The following is a 17,424-nucleotide window of genomic DNA, read 5'->3' as shown; positions in this document are numbered from 1 at the left end:
GGGCAGGGCGGGGGCGGGCTTGTGCGGCAAGCGCCGCCAGCCCCGCCGCAACACCGCCCAGCACGCCCAGCCCGCCGGGCAGGAACGACAGGTGCTGCGGATCGACGCTCAGCACGCCCAACGCGGCATGTTCCGGCCAGTGCGGCCCGTGCCCTTCGGCGTGATAGGTGAACACCGGCGCGCCGGCCACCAGCAGCGCGTCATGCGGCGTGAGCAAGCGGACGATTTCCTCGCGGAAAGCGGGCAGGAACCCGGCGAACTGGGGGTGATCCTCTGGAAAGCATTCGCGCGCGGCAAACGGCGCGATCCACACTGATGCGCCGCTGGCCTCGGCCAGATCGATCGCCGCTTGCCACCCGCCGCTGTCCGCTACGCCTGTGCCGAGCACCAGCGCGGGCCGCTCCGCCGTGTTTAGCAGGGCTGCCAGCCGCGCCAGACCGGCCGGATCGGGCAGGGTCTTCAGGCTCAATTCCGGCAGCGCGGGCATTTCGCACAGCCGGTCCCAGTCATCGACCGGAACCGAGACGAACACCGGTCCCATCGGCGGAGTCAGCGCAATGTGGAACGCCCGCACCAGCGCGGCGGGCACGTCCTCAGCCCGCGCGGGCTCGCAGGACCATTTGACATAGGGCAGGGGGAATTCCGCCGCCCGCGTCGCTCCCAGGAACGGGTCCATTGGCAGGATCGAGCGCGCCTGCTGGCCCGCCGTCACCACCAGCGGGGTGTTGTTGCGGAACGCGGTGAACAGGTTGCCCAGTGCATTGCCGGTCCCGGCCGCGCTGTGCAGGTTGACCAGCGCGGGCTTTCCGCTGGTGCGGGCATAGCCATCGGCCATGCCGATCACCGCCGCTTCGTTAAGGCCCAGCACATAGCCGAACCCGTCTGGCAGCGCGCGCAGCATCGGCAGTTCGGTCGATCCGGGGTTGCCGAACAGGCAATCAATCCCAAAGTGCGCGAACACGGCAAACGCGGCGTCGCGGACGGTAATCATGTCTTGGCTCCGGCATTGGCCAGCATGCGGTTCTCATCGCTCTGTGCCCGGCGTGATACCAGCCACATCAGCACCACGATCGGAATGGCCACCACGTTGATTGTCAGCATCGATCCGCGCAGGTTACCCGTGGCGTCAGACAGCAGTCCGACCACATAGGGACCGATCCCGAGGCCGAGAATCGTCGAAACCAGCAGGTACACACTCGCCGTGATCCCGCGCATCCGGGGCAGAACCTGATCATAGAGGATCGCATAGAGCGGCGGCAGCCAGCCGGTCAGCACCAGGCTGTAGGCCAGGAACCGCCAGTAGAACGAGGACGGGTCTGCGGCCCAATAGACCCAGAACGACATGATCGGCGACAGCCCCATGCAGAACAGCGCGGTCCAGGCCCGCCCAGTGCCGGGAAACCGCGCCTGCAGCCAGTCGGACAATGGCCCCCACAGCAAAGGGCCGAGGATGCCCATGCCCGCTGACACCAGCCCGAACTGCAGCGCCGTGTCCTTCATCGACAGGCCGTAATACTTCATCAGGAAGCTGGGGTTGAAGCTCATCATCCCGTAATTGAGTACCGATTGCAGCGCGCCCACCGCCATGACCATCAGCAGGGTTGGGGACCGGGTGATGACGCGGAAGGCCTCCGGATCGCCCAGCGCCATGTTCTGCATCAGATTGACGATCACGAACAGGCCGAACCCGATCACGCTCCACTGCAAGGCATGCGGATTGATCGCCAGCGCGCCGAACACCAGCGGCGGGCGCGGGGCGGCGGCGGTGGTGATGTGGGTCAGCAAGACCATGGCGAGAACGATTCCCGTCAGTGCGACCAGGTTGAAGCGCCAGTACTTCGCGGTCGCACCCCGCCGCAGCAGGGACAGCCAGTTGCTGCCCGGCAGCACCGCGCCAAACACCTGCCAGCTCGCCCGGAACGGCGCGGGATCGGGCGGGGTGACGATCCCGTCCATGCCCCCGCGCTCCGGCTCGCGCAGGAACCACATCAGCGCGGCCAGCACGAAGCCGGGGATCGCGGCGACCATGAAAGCGAATTGCCAGCCTTTGAGGCCAAACGGTGCGGGCGCGCTTTTGACCGGGCTCAGCCCCCAGGCATGGTCCCACCAGCTCGCCGCGACGCCGCCCAGGATCAGCGATCCGCCCAACCCCAGCGCAATCGCCGAAGCCAGCACTGCCATGACGAACCCGCGCCGGTGCTTGGGCCAGTAGTCATAGATCAGCGAGGTCCCGGCCGGCTGGGCCGCCGCCTCGCCAATCCCCACGCCCAGCCGTGACAGCGCCAGCATGGCAAAGCCCGAAGCCATCCCGCCCAGCGCCGTCGCCGCCGACCAGAAGGCAATCGCCAGCGACAACAGCCGGCTCCGCTTCCATCCGTCCGCCAGCCGCCCCAGCGGCAGCGAGAACAGCGCATAGAACAGCGCGAAGACCGTGCCATAGAGCAGCCCGACCTCGGCATCACCCAGCTTGAGATCGGCCTTGATCGCCGGAGCCAGGATCGCGAGGATCTGCCGGTCGAGCAGGCTGATCGCGTTGGTCAGGCCGACCAATGCCAGCGCCCACCAGGCGCCTTTGGGCAGTTTGGTGGGGATGACGGGACCAGTCATAGCCCCCTTACCTTCAGCGGAGAGGGTTGGGTGAGGGGCAGGCCCCAGCGCATCGCCATCAAATTCATTCCCTTCTCCCCGGCCCTCTCCCCTGAAGGGAAGAGGAAGGTGCTTCACAAGTTGAACCACCGCTCCGCATTGGTCTGGAAGAACTTCTTCTTCGCTTCCTTGGAAATGGCAAGGTTATCCATCGCCTGCACCTCTTCGGGGACGTACTGATAGGGATAGTCCATCGCGTACATCACCCGGTCCTCGCCCATCACGTCCAGCATCAGCTTGACCGCCGGTTCCCAGCACAGCCCGCTGGTGGTGCCGAGGAAGTTGTTCCGGATGTAATGGAACAGATCGTGTTGCAGCGGCTTGAGCCGGGCATAGCGCTGCGAGCGGATGCCGGCCTTGTGCATGTAATCGGTGCGGTACAGCCAGAACGGCAGGGCTTCGAACCCGTGACCGGCCATGATCTGAAGGTTCGGATACCGATCGAAAATCCCGGTCGTGACCAGCCGCAGCAGGTGATAGCTGGTTTCCACGCCGAACCCGAACACCGCGCCGTCCAGCCCGGCATCGATCATCCCGCCCATCATGCTGTCGGGCAGCGTCGCGGGATGGATGTAGAGCGGCTGGCCCGTTTCGGCGAGCGCGCGGAAGATCGGATCAAACTGCGGCTCGTCCAGATAGTGGCCCTGGGTGTGGCTGTTGATCTGCACCCCCTTGAAGCCCAGCTCTTTCGCCCCGCGCAGGATTTCGGCGGCGGACCAGTGCGGATCCTGCGGGGCGACGGCAGTCATGCCGATGAACCGGTCGGGGTGGGCCTGGCAGCGCTCCGCCAGATAGTCGTTGGCGCGGCTGGCGATGCCCTTGGCTTCTTCGACATCAAGTAGCGGCTGCACCCCCGGGCTGGTCAGCGCGAGGATCGCCTTGTCGATGCCCGTCGCGTCCATGTGGGCGATGCGCTGTTCGCCAAGGTCCAGCAGCCGGTCCATGATCTGGGTCGCGCGTTCGCTGGGGCTTTGCGCGTAAAAGCCCCAGAGCGAGACCATGCCCTGATCGGCGGTGCCATCCTTGACCATGCGCAGGAACACGTCGACCTGTTCGCGCGTGGCAAAGGCTTCCTCGGTGGCGATGCGCAGGTAGCCGCGGTCTCCGCCGGTCTTGAGTTCGTGGGTCATCGCTTTGCTCTCCTTCGCCTGCGCGGGCAGGGACATGGCGGCCACGGCTGCGGCCAGGCCGGTATTCACCTCACGGCGCTTCATCCTTCGTGAATCGCCTTGGTCACCATGCAGGCGAGCACGCCTTCGGGGCCATCCTCACTGCCGTGACCGGACCATTTGACTCCGCCGAACGGCGCATCCGCGCCGCCGATCATGGTGGTGTTGATCCCCACCATGCCCGCTTCCAGATATCGCCCCAGCCGCGCCTGACGCTTGGCGTCGCTGGTCCAGGCATAGGCAGCCAGGCCATAGGGCAGGCGGTTCGCCTCGGTCACCATTGCCGCTTCGTCCTCAAAGCGGTTGATGATCGCGACCGGGCCGAACGGTTCTTCGTTCATGATCAGCGCGTCCAGCGGCACTTCCGACAGCACCGAAGGGGCATAGAAATAGCCCTGATTTCCGATCCGCTCGCCGCCGCAGTGCAATGTCGCACCGCGCGCGACGGCATCCTTGATCAGGCGGTCCATCGCCTCGGGGCGGCGGGGGTTGGCCATCGGGCCCATCTGGGTATCGGCATCGAGACCGCTGCCGACCTTGATCCGCTGCGCGCGCTCGGCGAATCCGGCGCGAAACGTGTCGAACGCGCCCTGTTCAACAATGAACCGCGTCGGGCTGACGCAGACCTGTCCGGCGTTGCGGAACTTGTGAGGGACCACGGTGTTCAAAACGTGTTCCAGATCGGCATCATCGAACACCAGCACCGGGCCATGCCCGCCCAGTTCCATCGTGGTGCGCTGCATGTTCTCGGTCGCCAGCCGGGCGAGGTGCTTGCCGACCGGGGTTGAGCCGGTGAATGACAGCTTGCGGACAATCGGACTGCCCAGCAGGTGGCGGCTGACTTCATCCGGCACCCCGAACACCGCCTGCGCCACTTCAACCGGCAGGCCCGCGTCATACAGACATTGCAGCACGGCGAGCGCACTGGCCGGAGCTTCCTCGGCGCTTTTCAGGATCACCGAACAGCCCGCCGCGATCGGCGCGCCCAGCTTGCGGCCCGGGTTGCCGATCGGGAAGTTCCACGGCGCAAAGGCTGCGACCACGCCGATCGGTTCGTGCACCACGGTGCTGCGCGTGCCGGTCGGCCGGACCAGCGTGCGGCCATAGAGCCGCTGGCATTCGCCTGCGTAAAAGTTGAACAGGCCGACGTTCATCATCACTTCGATGCGGCTTTCGGCCAGCGGCTTGCCCTGTTCCAGCGTGGCGATCCGGGCGATCTCCTCCTGCCGTTCGTGCATCAGCCGCGCCGCGCCCTGCAGCACCGCAGCGCGCTGCTGTGCCGGGGCATCGCGCCACAGGGCAAAGCCGCGCGCGGCCACTTCGAGCGCGCGATCAAGGTCGGCGGGATCGGCCAGGGGCAGTTCGCCCAGTGCCTCGCCGGTGGCCGGATTGACCACGGTATGGGTGCGGCGATTGCCGCCGGACACTTGCTCGCCGCCGATCAGCATGTGGAGAGAGGGGTAGGTGGACATGCTTTGTTGTCTCCGTCACCCCGGGCTTGACCCGGGGTCCAGCTTCCTTGGCGAGCTAAAAAGAACAAGCTGGACCCCGGATCAAGTCCGGGGTGACGTGGCTTGTTTGCGAGAAGCTCAGCCCTTCGCCGCAGCCTTGGCCTTGGCACGGTCCTCATCGCCCTGCCAGCGGCTGGCGACCATTTCCTGACCGGTGATCGGATGCTTCATGTGGAACGGCAGCAGCTTGTGGGTCGGCCACAGCCAGTGTTCCTCGATCAGCGCATCCGGGCCGCTCGGGTCTTCGGGGAACAGCACCTTGGGGAAGGGGACATATTCGTCCGGGGTATAGGCCCAGCCCTTCTCGAAATCGGCATGCCAGTGCGGGAAGTAATTGAGGCACTGGATCCGCCACTTGCCGTCCGCGCCTTTGACATAGGTGTTCTCATAGAGACCGCCTTCCCACCACTGGCGGGCTTTCAGGTGCGGTGCGTCGCCTTCGTAATCCTTGTGGCGCCCGGCCTGCATGGTCGAGCGGCCGCGCAGCTTGGCCACGGTGCCGCTTGCGTCGATGTCGATGATCGTCTGGATCTGCGGGTGATCGAGCAGGAAACCGTCAATCGGGCCGTTGTTGCCATAGGTGAAGCGCTTCTGGAAGCGGTCGACATAGAGCCGCCGGACGCCTTCCTTGCCCTTCCACACCCCGCCGAAGAACCGCACTTCGCCATCATCGGCGAACAGGTCGACCACTTCGTTGTACATGCATTTGTCGATCAGGTAGCCATAGAGGTACTGGAGCTTTTTCACGTCCAGCTCGTCCTCGCGCACGGTCAGACGGCGGTCCATTTCGGCCAGCTTGGCTTCCAGCGCGGCAATGCGGTCATCAGACATCGACTCTCTCCAGATTTTGTAAGTGTTGCATACAGAATGCGGGGGCGGGGCGGCGCTGTCAACGCCCCTCTGCTTCCAGCCGGGCAACTTCCTCGCGGTAGGGGCGAATCGCGCGGACCATCAGGAAGGTGGCCAGCGGCAGCAGAACGCTGGCCGTAATCACCAGTGCCTTCCACAGCTCGGCCTCATTCCCGACGATCCGGTAGGCGACCGAACCGACCACCTGGCTGCCCATCGCGCCGAAGAAGGTGAACATGAACAAATAGAACGCAGTGACCTGCCCCCGCATCTCGGGCGGGGCGATGCGCTGGATCGCGGCGTTTTGCGGGACTGCACCGGCCAGTCCGAATATGCCGCCCAGCGCCATCACCGCCAGCGAGGCTTCGCCGGTGGGCATCAAGGGCGAAAGCATCGCGCAGATCGTCGATCCGCCAAACAGGATCGCTGCGCCGCGGACGTTGGCGTCGCTGTAACGCTTGGCCAACCATTCGATAAAGACCCCGCCCAGCGTGATCCCGATCAGGTTGGCGACGAGCATCATCGGCCCCATTACCGCGCCAATCTGCGCCTCGTTCCAGCCATAAGAGCGGACCATGAACGGCACCCGCCAGAACGCCAGCCCAAAGGTTTCGACCGCCGACAGCGCCAGCGCGCCAAACATCGGATAGAACACCGCCTTGCGCGCGTTGATCGCTTTCAGGGCGTCAAGCCCCAGAAAGGTCGTGATCTTGCGGCTGGTCGGCGCGTCGGCGGGCAGCTGGTTGGACTTGCCCGGCGGCAGCTTGCGGACTGGCTCTTTGGCCAGCAGCAGCAACACGGCGGCGACCAGACCGGCCAGGCCCATATAGACCAGCAGCCATTGCCAGCCGAACACCTTCATCCCCAACAGCGGCGCATCGTTCCACGCGGCGGACTGCATCACCAGCTTGCCGCCCCACATCACCCCGATCGTCGTGCCGCCGATGAAGCCCAGCTGGAGCAGTGCGAAAGCGCGGGTGATCTTGCGCGGGGGAAAGGCATCGGCCAGCTGCGAATAGGCTGCCGGGGCATGGGCCGAACCGCCCGCACCCAGAAACATCCGGCTCGCGATGAACTGGCCAAAGCTCTGCGCCAGGCCGCCCAGCATCATCACCGTTGAGGTAGCGACCATCCCGCCTGCCAGCACGAATTTGCGCGGATAGATATCCGCCAGCCGCGCCATGGGAATGCCGACCAGCACGTAGAAGATGATGCTGGCCGGACCGCCGACAAAGCCCAGCGCCTCGTCACTCAGCTGGAAATCGGTCTTGATCCGCTGCGCCAGCATTCCGAACACGGTCTGGTCAAAAAAGGTCATGAAGGTCGCGAAGATGATCGCGAACAAGGCGTAATAGGCTGCCCCGCTGCTGGGCCAGTCCCCCGTCGGATCGCCGCTGCCGTGACTGTCCGGCCCCGGGATCGCGCCGCCGGATTCGATAATCAGTTCCGGGGCAGCCGGGGTTGGAGCTAGCGCCATGCCCTTGTTCCTCTCTCAGTTCGCGCGCCCTTGGTGGGCGCGTCGAATCTCACTTGGCAATTTGTAAGTAACCTATACAAAAAGGCCAGCGGGAAATTCCGCGTGGTGGAGAGTGACATGCAGAATCTGGAAGGCAAGACCGCGTTTGTTACCGGGGGTGCCTCGGGCATCGGGCTGGGAATCGCCAAGGCCTTGCTGGGCGCGGGGATGAATGTGGCGATTGCCGATATCCGTCAGGACCACCTTGATGCTGCCAGTGCCGAGCTGGACGGCGGGGAGCGTGTGCTGGCGCTGCAACTGGATGTCACCAACCGCGCGCAATTCGCCGAAGTGGCCGATGCGGCCGAGGCGAAGTTCGGCAAGCTCCACGTGCTGATCGCCAATGCCGGGGTCGGGCTGGTCGGGCCGAGCGAGCTGGCGACCTTCGCCGATTGGGACTGGGTCAACGGGGTCAACGTCGGCGGCGCGATTAATGGCGTGGTCACGCTGCTGCCGCGCATCCTCAGCCACGGCGAAGGCGGGCACATCGTCTGCACCGCCTCGATGAGCGCGCTGGTGCCGGTGGGCGGGACCGCGATCTATTCGGCGGGCAAGGCCTATGTCACCTCGATGATGGAATGCATGCGCCCCGAACTGGAAGGACGCGGAGTGATCTGCAGCGCCTTCTGCCCCGGCGCGGTCCAATCCAACATCGCCGAAAGCGGCAAGACCCGCCCGGCGGAACTGGCCGAAACCGGCTATGCCGAAGCCGACAAGCGCCGTCAGGCCAGCGGCGATCTGCGCCACTTGTTCCAGACCAAGGAAGAAGTGGGTGAGCGCGTGCTGCAAGGCATCCTGAACGACGAGCTTTATATCCTCACCCACCACGAATTCCTGGACGGCGTGCGCGAACGCGGTGAAGCCACGACGCTGGCGGTGCAGGACCACCTGCCGGAAAACCCGGAGTACAAAGGCACCTTTGCCATGCTGTTCAAGAACCCCGCGATCACGCAGGAAATCGAACGGCAAACGGCGCTGAAGGCGGCAAGGAAAGGCTGATCCATGAAAGACTTCACCGGCCGCACAGCCTTTGTCACCGGGGGCGCGAATGGCGTCGGGATCGGGCTGGTGCGGGCCTTGCTGACGGAGGGCTGCAAGGTCGCCATTGCCGACGTGCGCCAAGACGCGATCGATCGGGCGCTCAACAGCCTCGACAACCGCGAGGTCATGGGCGTCCAGCTTGACGTTTCCAGCCGCGCCGATTTCGCGGCCGCTGCGGATGAGGTTGAAGCCCGGTTCGGGCCGGTCTCGATCGTCTGCAACAATGCCGGCGTGAACCTGTTCCAGCCGATCGAGGAAAGCAGCTATGACGATTGGGACTGGCTGCTGGGGGTCAACCTGCACGGGGTAATCAACGGCGTGCAAACTTTCGTTCCGCGCATGGTCGAACGGGTCAAAGCGGGCACGCAGACCGGCGGCCACGTGCTCAACACCGCGTCGATGGCGGGGTTCCTGTCATCGGGCAGTCCGGGGATCTACAACACCACCAAGGCGGCGGTACGCGCGCTGTCGGAATCGCTGCGCTACAGCTTGCTGCAGTACGGGATCGGCGTGTCGGTGCTGTGCCCGGGGCTGGTCAAGAGCGTGATCTATGCCAGCGATGAATTGCGCCCCGATGCGCTGAAAGGCGCGATGAAGCCGGTCGATGCGGCGGCGGTAGAACGGCTGCAGGGGGTCCACGAATATGGCATGGAACCGGATGTGATCGGCACCCGCGCGGTGGAGGCGATCAAGGCCAACCGGCTCTACATTTTCAGCCATCCCGACCATAAGGACGAACTGCGCGAAGTGTTCGATTACGTGCTCGATCATTATCAGGACTACCCCAAGGATCCGGGGTTCGATCAGCGCATCGCGTTTGAGAAATTCCGCTATGACGCCGGGGCTGCGGCACGGAAAAAATCACTGGCAGCGGAATAGACGCCCGATCCCGGCGTTAACCTGTCAGAGCCGCGCGGTCCCAATCCGGGTCAGCGGGATTCTCCCGATTGCATTAACCGCAGGTTCGGGCATGTTATCGGCCAATGGGTTAAAGGGTGGGTCGCGCCGTGGCAGTTATCGCCATTGCCAGTGTAAAAGGGGGCGTCGGCAAGACGACGCTGGCGGCTGACCTCGCCTGGCGCTTTGCGGCCCAGGGCGGGCACCGGACCCTGTTGTGGGATCTTGATCCGCAGGCCGGGGCCGGGTTCCTGCTTGGTCATGATGAACCCGCAGTGCCCCGGGCTGTCGGCATGTTCCAGCGCGAAGGTCGTCCACGCCAGATGGTTGAACCCACCGTGCATCCCGGATTGCATCTGCTGCCGGCCGATGCCAGCCTGCGCAACCTGCCGATCCAGCTCGCCCGGCTTGGCCCGCGCCGTCTGGCGCAGATCACCAGCTTGCTGCGCAGCGATTTTGACCGGATCGTGCTCGATTGCCCGGCGGGTTACAACGAATTGACCGAACAGGTGATCTCTGCCGCCGATCTGGTGATCGTGCCTTTGCCGCCATCGCCCCTGTCGGCACGCTCGCTTGATCAGCTGCGCCGTGAATTGCTGCGGATCCACCATCGTCACCCGCCGATCCTGCCGGTGCTGTCGATGTACAATTCGCGCCGCCCGCTTCACCGCGAAGTAGCCAAAAGCAGCGCACAGGGCTGGCCGACCATCCCCTATTCCGCGCAGATGGAACAATCGGCGGTCCGGCGCGAACCGCTGGGCGCTTTTGCCCCAGGATCAGAAGCATCGCGCTATCTGGGCCGGCTGTGGAGCGGGATCGAAGCCAAGATCGGCAAACGGCACGCGGCTTGAGACGGGTTGAACGCTTCGTTCAGCCACGTGAAAGCGCCGCGATCCTATACCCCCACGCACACCCGAACATCCGGGTGCGGAGGTTTGCCAAGATGATCCTGCGTACCCCTGCCTTGCTTGGCCTTGCCGGTCTTGCTTCGCTTGCCGCTGCTTCTCCTGCCATGGCCCGCGATGCCGGGATGGACCGCGCCGTGGGCGTGCTGTCCGATCCGGCCATGCAGGAACGGGTGGGTGATATGCTGGCCGCGCTCACCGGGGCGATGCTCGAACTTGATGTGGCTCCGCTGGCCAAGGCGATCGATCAGGCGCAGGGCAAGCCTGCTTCGCGGAACTACCGCAAGGGCATGAAGCTGGGCGATCTGGCCGGAAAGGATGCCCGCCGCGCGCCAGAACAGCTTCGCAAGGCGGTGCCGCAGGCCATGGGCCAGGCTGCCGTAATGGCCGGGGCGATGGAAGCCATGCTGCCCCAGCTTGAAGCCATGGCGGAAAAGATGAAGGGCGCGATGGGCGGTGCCTTGCCGGGTGGCGATGTCGTCCCTGGTGAACCGCCTGCGGGCGAGGCGACCGAGGAGTAGGGGCCCCGGTGCTGGCCGGGTCGGATAACCTGCGCCCTCCACTGGCTCTTCGGGCCTGCACCGACTAAGCCAGTCCGCATGGGAAAGCGTGGCCGCCAGGCGATTATCGATATCGGATCCAATTCCATCCGGCTGGTGGTGTTCGGTGGCGATCCGCGCGCGCCGCAAGTGCTCTATGATGACAAGGTCAGCGCCGTGCTGGGCCGGGGCGTGGTTGCACGCGGATTGCTGGACCGGCGCGACATGGCGCTCGCGCTCAAAACCCTGGCTCGCTTTGCCGCCTTGCTCCGCCTGGTCCCGCTCGAAGCGCTGCACGTGGTCGCCACGGCGGCGGTGCGTGATGCCGCCAATGGTGCAGAATTCCTTGCGCAGGTCCGCGCGCTCGGTCTGCCCGCCGAACTGCTGTCGGGCGAGGATGAGGCGCGCGCTTCGGCCTGGGGCGTGATCGAGGCACATCCCGGCGCGCTGGGGCTGGCAGCGGACCTGGGCGGTGGCAGCCTGGAGCTGGCCCGCATCGGTGACGAGCATGTCCATGAATGCGTCAGCTTTCGCCTGGGTGTGATGCCGATCGCGGCGATCCGCGCCGAAGGGCGGGGGCGACTGCGCAAGGCACTGAAAGACCTGATCGCCCCGCTCGACTGGACGGACCAGGTGCGCGGGCAGCAACTGTTTCTCGTCGGCGGTTCGTGGCGCGCGCTGGAACGGCTGCATATCCATCTGACCGGTGCTTCCGCTGGCGCGCCGGTTCCCGCTGCGGCGGCGCGGGCGCTGAAAGGCGTGGTGCGGGAAATGGGCACACGGCGGATCGCGGCAATCCCCCGGATTTCGAGCACCCGTGCGGCGCAATTACCCCATGCCTCTGCCTTGCTGTCGGCCATGGTCGCGGAACTGGGGCCAGACAGCGTGGTCTTTTCGCACACCGGCCTGCGCGAAGGCCTGCTGTTCCAGCGCTCGCGGGACTTTTCCACCTGATTTGTCGCGCGGCCTGCCCGTCCACGCCTTGAAGCGCCCAGCCCACACGGGCAAGGATCGGCGCCATGTGGCAACTCCATCAATTCCCGCTCTGCCCGTTCAGCCGCAAGGTCCGCCTGTTGATGAGCGAAAAGGGCATCGCCTATGAATTGTGGCGCGAAAACCCGTGGGAAGGGCGCGACGAATTCCTGGCGCTCAACCCCGCCGGGCGCACCCCGGTGCTGCACGATCCGGCCAAAGGGCTCACGCTGGCGGATAGCCGGGCGATCTGCGAATATTTTGAGGAAACGGTCGAAAAGAACCAGCTGATCAACGGCACCGCCGCTGGCCGCGCGGAAATCCGGCGGCTGGTTGCCTTGTTCGATGAAAACTTCTTCGGCGATGTCACCGGCCCGCTGCTCCACGAACGGATGAAGAAGCGGCTGGTCTATCGCATGTCACCCGATAGCAAAGTGCTGCGCGAGGCGATGAAGCTGGCGCATGAGCATCTCTATTACATCGATCACCTGATCGATCATCGCCCCTGGCTGGCCGGCGCGACGATGAGCCTGGCCGATCTGGCCGCCGCCGCGCAGATTTCGGTTGCGGATTATCTTGGTGGGCTGGACTGGACCGGGCACGATCAGGCGCGCGACTGGTATGCCGTGTTCAAAAGCCGCCCCAGCTTTCGTCCCCTGCTGGCGGAACGGATGGAAGTGATCCAGCCGCCCAGCCACTATGCGGACGTCAACGCGTAACAACGGGCGAGCGTTTTCCTACATTGATCGAATCGAGTAGAAGGACGGCACTGCTCTTTGACATCGTGGATCGTTCTCGTGGCCTGCCAATCGCCACGTTCGGTGCGGGTGACACTTTGTTTCAGGACCGTGTCCACTGTGTCCAGTCGTGTAACCCGGGGTCACTTGTGGGATCAGCCCGACAGCCGGTCCCTGAACCGCCCATGCTTGCGAAACCGCGTCATCCAGCGATCAAGGTAGAGCCCCAGCGGGCGCGGATTGACCCCCAGCGCCGCAATCCCCGGCAGCGCGCCTGACACCACGTTGCCGGCCTTGAGCAATTGCCACTGCTGGCGGGTCAGCGGCGCACCGGGCAGCCACCCGGTCAGCGCGGCGAACAGGCCGGACAGGCCATCGGGCAGCTCGGCCAGCAGCACCTGGCGCTCGGCCGCCGCTGCGATCCGCTGGTTGAGCTCAAGCACACTCACTTGCTCAGGCCCGCCCAATTCATAGGTCTTGCCGCCATGCGCTGCCGGTTCGGCCAGCACATTGGCGATGGCTTCGGCCAGATCATCGACAAACAGCGGCTGCATCCGCGCCGTGGGGGCAAACACCGGCATCACCGGAAAGGCCGCAATCAGGCCGCCGAACAGGTTGAGGAACTTGTCATCCGGTCCGAACAGCACGGACGGGCGCAGGATCGTGGCCTGCGGGAAGGCCGCCAGCACCGCGGCCTCGCCCGCCGCCTTGCTCCGGGCATAGGCAGTCGCGCCCTCGCTGTCTGCACCGATTGCGGAAACCTGCACAAAGGCCGAGGCCCCCGCTGCCCGCGCCGCCGCTGCCGCCAGTCCCGCGCCGCGCCCTTGCACCGCATCCAGGTCACCGCTGAAGGCTCCGACCAGATTGACCACCGCCTGCGATCCGGCAACCACCCGCGCGAGCGAAGCGGCATCCGCCATGTCGAACCGCGCCAGCTGGACCTGCCCCATGTTGCCCAGCGGCTTGATCCGCCCCGCAGTCTCTGTCGTGCGGCAAGCCACCCGCAGCCGCGCACCGCGCGCCAGCAGTTCCTGCGCCAGATGTGACCCGACAAACCCGCTGCCCCCCAGCACCGTCACCAGCTTGCCCGTCAGATCGATCTTGCCAGCCATTGCCCAAACCTCACCATGCAACGCAGCCCCGTCACCCGGGACTCCAATCCCGTGCACTTGGCACGGCGCCGGGCAGGCGGGCAACACTTGATCCGGTCCGGCAACAAATCGTACCGCAAGCGCAAGACCATCGTTGACAGCCCCCAAACGCCCCGCTAGTGGCGCCCTCCTACCCGGCGAAGGACACCATTGGTCCCTCGCTACCGTGCCCAGATGGCGGAATTGGTAGACGCACCAGCTTCAGGTGCTGGCGCTCGCAAGGGCGTGGAGGTTCGAGTCCTCTTCTGGGCACCATTTGTTCTCATCGCAGCGTTGCGAGGGGTTGCAAAAACGGCAGAAATCTGCCAATTTCCGCCTTCCAGCCGTAATTGGCGTTCCGCTTTGTTCCACTGAGTTTCACCCGGTCTGGGGGCTCCGTTGGGCACTGAGGCCCCCAAATATGGCTCGGCGAGAGTGCGGAGCCCCCAGATGAGCCTTAACGTACAGGAAATTAAGGGTTTTCTTCCCGAATCCAAACCCTATAAGCGATACGATTCCGGGGGGCTCTACCTGCTGGTCAAGCCAAATGGTTCAAAACTATGGCAATTCAAGTATCGATTCGGTGGAATCGAGAAGAAGATGCCGTTTGGCGCCTTCCCGGAGATCAGCCTGGCCGAAGCTCGAAGGCGGCGCGACCGGGCGCGCACCACGGTCGCTGATGGCATTGACCCCATGCGTGAGCGCAAGCGCGAGAAGGCGAAGATCAGGCTCGGGGCCGAAAACACCTTCGCAGTCGTCGCCAGCTCGTACATCGAACACAAGATGGTCGGCGAGGGCCTCGCAGAGGCAACTCTCAAAAAGGCGCGCTGGTTTCTGGAGCTGCTGACGCCGGCCATCGGCAACATGCCGCTCGATGACCTTGATCCACAGATGATGCTGGCGGCGCTCAAGAAGCTCGAAGCGCGGGGTAACCTTGAGACGGCGAAGAAATGCCGATCTTTTTCAAGCCGCGTGTTTCGCTATGGCGCGGCCCTGGGTGTTTGCCAAAGCGATCCGACCGCTATCCTTCAGGGCGCACTGATCACACCAAAGGCGCGGCACTATGCCGCGATCCTCGAACCGGAGAAGCTGGGCCAGCTGCTCCGGGCAATCGATGATTTCGAATGCTATCCGGTCACCAAGCTCGCGCTCAAGATTGCCCCGCATATCTTCGTGCGGCCGGGCGAGCTGCGTCATGGCGACTGGAGCGAACTGGATTGGGAAAAGGCCATCTGGACGATCCCGGCAGGCAAGATGAAGGCGCGCCGCACCCACGCGGTCCCCTTGTCCCGGCAGGTGCTCGAACTGTTCCGCGAGCTGCAGTCGGTCACGATCGGCACGGGCTACATGTTCCCCGCGTTCCACACTTGGAAGCGCCCGATGAGTGAGAACACGCTCAACGCATCGTTCCGGCGCATGGGCTTCACAAAGGATGAGATGACGGCGCACGGCTTTCGCTCAACCGCGTCAACACTGCTCAACGAGAGCGGCCTGTGGCATCCCGACGCAATCGAACGGGCTCTTGCACACGGCGACAGCAATGCGATCCGTGGTGCCTACAATCGCGGCCATTACTGGGATGAGCGCGTCAGGATGGCGCAATGGTGGAGTGACTATCTCGACTTGCTAAGAAGGGGAGAGAGCACAGCGCCAATGAAGGCGGACTTGTAAGTCTGGCGGCACCGAGCGTAGGGGTTACGCGAACTTCTGGTGAACCGTCTGGTTGCAAATTCAGACACCTGGGCATACCTTCGCAGCCCCCTTGCCGACGCATCGACGACAGATTTCAGATTTCCTGAGTGCCGGACATTCTTACAACCTTTCCTCTACGTTCTATAGTAGACAACCTTAACAAATCGTCTCTTTTCAGTCTGATCCGTCAGAGTCGCCTCGCTAACCACCGTCTTGGAGCCTGCTCGCTTGTTGGCGTGCATAACGGTTCGGGTCATAAGTTGCAATCCGCTCTCGTCACTAAGCATTTCTGCATCCTTCGGGCGTTCCAAAGAGGCGTCGCCATAGTGCAATGGCTTATGGGTATCCGGGAAATGGACGATCACCGTTAGCTTGTCTGACGTCCTACCAGGACTGAGGCCGACTGTCTGTGAACAGCAACCCTTCGTTTCATACTCAAGCATGCCATCAAAACTCTCCTCGGTTTTGACAATCTTTATCCTTTCATCCGCCTTCAGGGGCCTGTCGAGGCAAACGAGAGTGCCTCGGATGCGTTTCCCAGGAATTCGAAGTGGAAGAGCCATTGTTTTGCGCAATGCGCCTTGTCCGTCAAAAATTTCAAGGTTAGTCTTTTTTATTGCACCAGATTCCGAATCGTAAAAAAAGAATCTTAGAAACTGAAGCCCTTCATTCTTATTCCCACATATTTCTACTGTTAAAGTATATATATCCGGAAGTCCCCGATTAAAAGATCTGTAATTTACCTCATGGCAGATTGAATCGGCGTGGTAGCCCAAATTACCGACATCTTCATAAAAATTTGATACATCAATTTGAGTCCGTGCAGCCTGCTCCGCTAGGTCAGCTGGATGATCAGAGTGCCAATCTGGACCATCCATCATCTCAGCAGTCCGGACCCAGTTCTCCAGCCTTCTGGCAATTTCACTTACATCTTCTGAAAACTGGGCATGCATCCCTTCAGAAAGAGCGTCCGAAAACTCAAACGTCGAACGACGATTTGGAATCTCTATCACGTTACTTGGCTTCAATCTGAGCCTCGCATCGGCCATGCGTTCGTCAAGCAAGCTACCGAGAATGGCTTTGCCGTATTCCAAAGGTGTTGCCTTCTTCAAATCTTGAGAATCCTCCTTGGGAAAGGAAAATCCCAAAGCGACTTGCCCTAACTTGAGGTCCTCCATTGCTGCTGCAGCCGGCAAATTCTGAAATAACCCACCGTCAAGAATCTCGGGGTTTGGATTTGATTTCGGGACTCGAAATGCAAATGGGATGGCGGCCGAATCTAAGATGGCGTCAACCAATTTCGATTCAGAAGCCTCGGTGGCTACTGAGGAGTTGTTATATCTGATATCGGATCTCATGATCCTAAGCTGTGGCACGGAAAGCTTTATGTCCTTAATCGGACGCTCTGCATCTATTCCGCCAAGGAGGAATAATTTTATCAGTATTTCTCGGACATGCCGTTCATCATATAGCGATTTACCAGCCAAAAGGCGCGGAATTGCGCGGAAACTCTTCATTCGGCTCGCCGGGAAAAAATTCTCAATGTCTGATTTCAGGGTATGTGAATTCGCAATTACCGCCTGAATATCGCAATCTGTTGCATGCATCGCTGCTGCAACCGCTCCAGCCGATGCACCACAAACACGGAATACCTTGAGGCGTCCCGCTGATTGCGCGTCAATGACAGCCTTTGCAGCGGCCAGGAGTTCGATAACTCTGGCACCTCCGCCTTGATATGCGATGCTTAGCTGCAATCGAATCCCCCTCACTCTCTTCAATAGGTTCGTAGGAAAGGCGGGTATCGTCAATGCCTGAGGGAG

The 17,424-nt window shown here is 63.1% G+C and carries 15 protein-coding genes and 1 tRNA gene; 8 read left to right on the top strand and 8 right to left on the bottom strand.

Annotation, left to right across the window (positions count from 1 at the left end; all coding sequences use genetic code 11):
* The 6 genes from MNBBLIKP_RS17275 to MNBBLIKP_RS17250 form a co-directional block, all read right to left on the bottom strand.
* On the bottom strand, nucleotides 1–991 hold a 991-nt coding region (locus MNBBLIKP_RS17275; RefSeq protein WP_254913110.1), incomplete at its 3' end, for a thiamine pyrophosphate-binding protein.
* A complete protein-coding gene (locus MNBBLIKP_RS17270) occupies nucleotides 988–2,607 on the bottom strand; it encodes an MFS transporter (RefSeq protein ID WP_088311506.1) in 1,620 nt (539 codons plus the stop codon). The genes MNBBLIKP_RS17275 and MNBBLIKP_RS17270, both read right to left, overlap by 4 nt.
* Nucleotides 2,608–2,720: 113 nt before the next feature.
* Nucleotides 2,721–3,860 carry an amidohydrolase family protein gene (locus tag MNBBLIKP_RS17265; protein WP_254913109.1) on the bottom strand — a complete coding sequence of 380 codons (1,140 nt, stop codon included), beginning with the start codon at nucleotides 3,858–3,860 and terminating at the stop codon, nucleotides 2,721–2,723.
* The gene (locus MNBBLIKP_RS17260) at nucleotides 3,857–5,287 is read right to left on the bottom strand and encodes an NAD-dependent succinate-semialdehyde dehydrogenase (RefSeq protein ID WP_088311505.1); all 1,431 of its coding nucleotides are present in this window, start codon (nucleotides 5,285–5,287) and stop codon (nucleotides 3,857–3,859) included. The genes MNBBLIKP_RS17265 and MNBBLIKP_RS17260 overlap by 4 nt, the downstream gene beginning before the upstream one ends.
* A 117-nt stretch (nucleotides 5,288–5,404) precedes the next feature.
* Nucleotides 5,405–6,157: a nuclear transport factor 2 family protein gene (locus tag MNBBLIKP_RS17255; protein WP_088311504.1), complete on the bottom strand. Its 753-nt coding sequence runs from the start codon at nucleotides 6,155–6,157 to the stop codon at nucleotides 5,405–5,407.
* Between the two features lie 58 nt (nucleotides 6,158–6,215).
* Complete coding sequence (locus tag MNBBLIKP_RS17250; RefSeq protein ID WP_088311503.1) at nucleotides 6,216–7,652, bottom strand: MFS transporter; 1,437 nt, start codon at nucleotides 7,650–7,652, stop codon at nucleotides 6,216–6,218.
* A gap of 117 nt (nucleotides 7,653–7,769) precedes the next feature.
* Between MNBBLIKP_RS17250 and MNBBLIKP_RS17245 the strand changes: the two genes are divergently transcribed.
* From MNBBLIKP_RS17245 to MNBBLIKP_RS17220, 6 genes are all read left to right on the top strand, one after another.
* The gene (locus MNBBLIKP_RS17245) at nucleotides 7,770–8,690 is read left to right on the top strand and encodes an SDR family NAD(P)-dependent oxidoreductase (RefSeq protein WP_088311502.1); all 921 of its coding nucleotides are present in this window, start codon (nucleotides 7,770–7,772) and stop codon (nucleotides 8,688–8,690) included.
* A gap of 3 nt (nucleotides 8,691–8,693) precedes the next feature.
* Nucleotides 8,694–9,611 carry an SDR family NAD(P)-dependent oxidoreductase gene (locus MNBBLIKP_RS17240; RefSeq protein WP_088311501.1) on the top strand — a complete coding sequence of 306 codons (918 nt, stop codon included), beginning with the start codon at nucleotides 8,694–8,696 and terminating at the stop codon, nucleotides 9,609–9,611.
* A 128-nt stretch (nucleotides 9,612–9,739) separates the two neighbouring features.
* Complete coding sequence (locus tag MNBBLIKP_RS17235; protein WP_088311500.1) at nucleotides 9,740–10,480, top strand: ParA family protein; 741 nt, start codon at nucleotides 9,740–9,742, stop codon at nucleotides 10,478–10,480.
* 92 nt (nucleotides 10,481–10,572) lie between these two features.
* The gene (locus MNBBLIKP_RS17230; protein WP_088311499.1) at nucleotides 10,573–11,055 is read left to right on the top strand and encodes a hypothetical protein; all 483 of its coding nucleotides are present in this window, start codon (nucleotides 10,573–10,575) and stop codon (nucleotides 11,053–11,055) included.
* 78 nt (nucleotides 11,056–11,133) lie between these two features.
* Nucleotides 11,134–12,027, top strand: a complete 894-nt coding sequence (locus MNBBLIKP_RS17225; protein ID WP_088311498.1) for a Ppx/GppA phosphatase family protein — start codon at nucleotides 11,134–11,136, stop codon at nucleotides 12,025–12,027.
* 65 nt (nucleotides 12,028–12,092) lie between these two features.
* Nucleotides 12,093–12,764, top strand: coding sequence for a glutathione S-transferase family protein (locus MNBBLIKP_RS17220; RefSeq protein WP_088311497.1), 672 nt, complete (start codon nucleotides 12,093–12,095; stop codon nucleotides 12,762–12,764).
* Between the two features lie 173 nt (nucleotides 12,765–12,937).
* On the opposite strand, the gene MNBBLIKP_RS17215 is transcribed toward MNBBLIKP_RS17220, so the two are convergent.
* Nucleotides 12,938–13,894: a complex I NDUFA9 subunit family protein gene (locus MNBBLIKP_RS17215; RefSeq protein ID WP_088311496.1), complete on the bottom strand. Its 957-nt coding sequence runs from the start codon at nucleotides 13,892–13,894 to the stop codon at nucleotides 12,938–12,940.
* A 207-nt stretch (nucleotides 13,895–14,101) separates the two neighbouring features.
* Between MNBBLIKP_RS17215 and MNBBLIKP_RS17210 the strand changes: the two genes are divergently transcribed.
* Nucleotides 14,102–14,188, top strand: a tRNA-Leu gene (locus MNBBLIKP_RS17210).
* Nucleotides 14,189–14,362: 174 nt separating this feature from the next.
* Complete coding sequence (locus tag MNBBLIKP_RS17205) at nucleotides 14,363–15,583, top strand: tyrosine-type recombinase/integrase (protein WP_088311495.1); 1,221 nt, start codon at nucleotides 14,363–14,365, stop codon at nucleotides 15,581–15,583.
* A gap of 155 nt (nucleotides 15,584–15,738) precedes the next feature.
* On the opposite strand, the gene MNBBLIKP_RS17200 is transcribed toward MNBBLIKP_RS17205, so the two are convergent.
* The gene (locus tag MNBBLIKP_RS17200) at nucleotides 15,739–17,358 is read right to left on the bottom strand and encodes a patatin-like phospholipase family protein (RefSeq protein ID WP_176399824.1); all 1,620 of its coding nucleotides are present in this window, start codon (nucleotides 17,356–17,358) and stop codon (nucleotides 15,739–15,741) included.
* Nucleotides 17,359–17,424: the final 66 nt, after the last annotated feature.

Source organism: Novosphingobium sp. B 225 (genome assembly GCF_002198665.1).
In the GTDB taxonomy this organism is placed as follows: Bacteria; Pseudomonadota; Alphaproteobacteria; order Sphingomonadales; family Sphingomonadaceae; genus Novosphingobium.
The sequence above is the reverse complement of the archived record's forward strand: the minus strand, read 5'-3'. Positions and strand labels throughout refer to the sequence as shown.

Bases quoted from the DNA above. Each gene is read 5' to 3' on its own strand.
- MNBBLIKP_RS17250 (WP_088311503.1), bottom strand. From the start codon at position 7,652: ATGGCGCTAGCTCCAACCCCGGCTGCCCCGGAACTGATTATCGAATCC.
- MNBBLIKP_RS17265 (WP_254913109.1), bottom strand. From the start codon at position 3,860: ATGAAGCGCCGTGAGGTGAATACCGGCCTGGCCGCAGCCGTGGCCGCC.
- MNBBLIKP_RS17240 (WP_088311501.1), top strand. From the start codon at position 8,694: ATGAAAGACTTCACCGGCCGCACAGCCTTTGTCACCGGGGGCGCGAAT.
- MNBBLIKP_RS17225 (WP_088311498.1), top strand. From the start codon at position 11,134: ATGGGAAAGCGTGGCCGCCAGGCGATTATCGATATCGGATCCAATTCC.
- MNBBLIKP_RS17270 (WP_088311506.1), bottom strand. From the start codon at position 2,607: ATGACTGGTCCCGTCATCCCCACCAAACTGCCCAAAGGCGCCTGGTGG.
- MNBBLIKP_RS17220 (WP_088311497.1), top strand. From the start codon at position 12,093: ATGTGGCAACTCCATCAATTCCCGCTCTGCCCGTTCAGCCGCAAGGTC.
- MNBBLIKP_RS17255 (WP_088311504.1), bottom strand. From the start codon at position 6,157: ATGTCTGATGACCGCATTGCCGCGCTGGAAGCCAAGCTGGCCGAAATG.
- MNBBLIKP_RS17245 (WP_088311502.1), top strand. From the start codon at position 7,770: ATGCAGAATCTGGAAGGCAAGACCGCGTTTGTTACCGGGGGTGCCTCG.
- MNBBLIKP_RS17230 (WP_088311499.1), top strand. From the start codon at position 10,573: ATGATCCTGCGTACCCCTGCCTTGCTTGGCCTTGCCGGTCTTGCTTCG.
- MNBBLIKP_RS17215 (WP_088311496.1), bottom strand. From the start codon at position 13,894: ATGGCTGGCAAGATCGATCTGACGGGCAAGCTGGTGACGGTGCTGGGG.
- MNBBLIKP_RS17205 (WP_088311495.1), top strand. From the start codon at position 14,363: ATGAGCCTTAACGTACAGGAAATTAAGGGTTTTCTTCCCGAATCCAAA.
- MNBBLIKP_RS17260 (WP_088311505.1), bottom strand. From the start codon at position 5,287: ATGTCCACCTACCCCTCTCTCCACATGCTGATCGGCGGCGAGCAAGTG.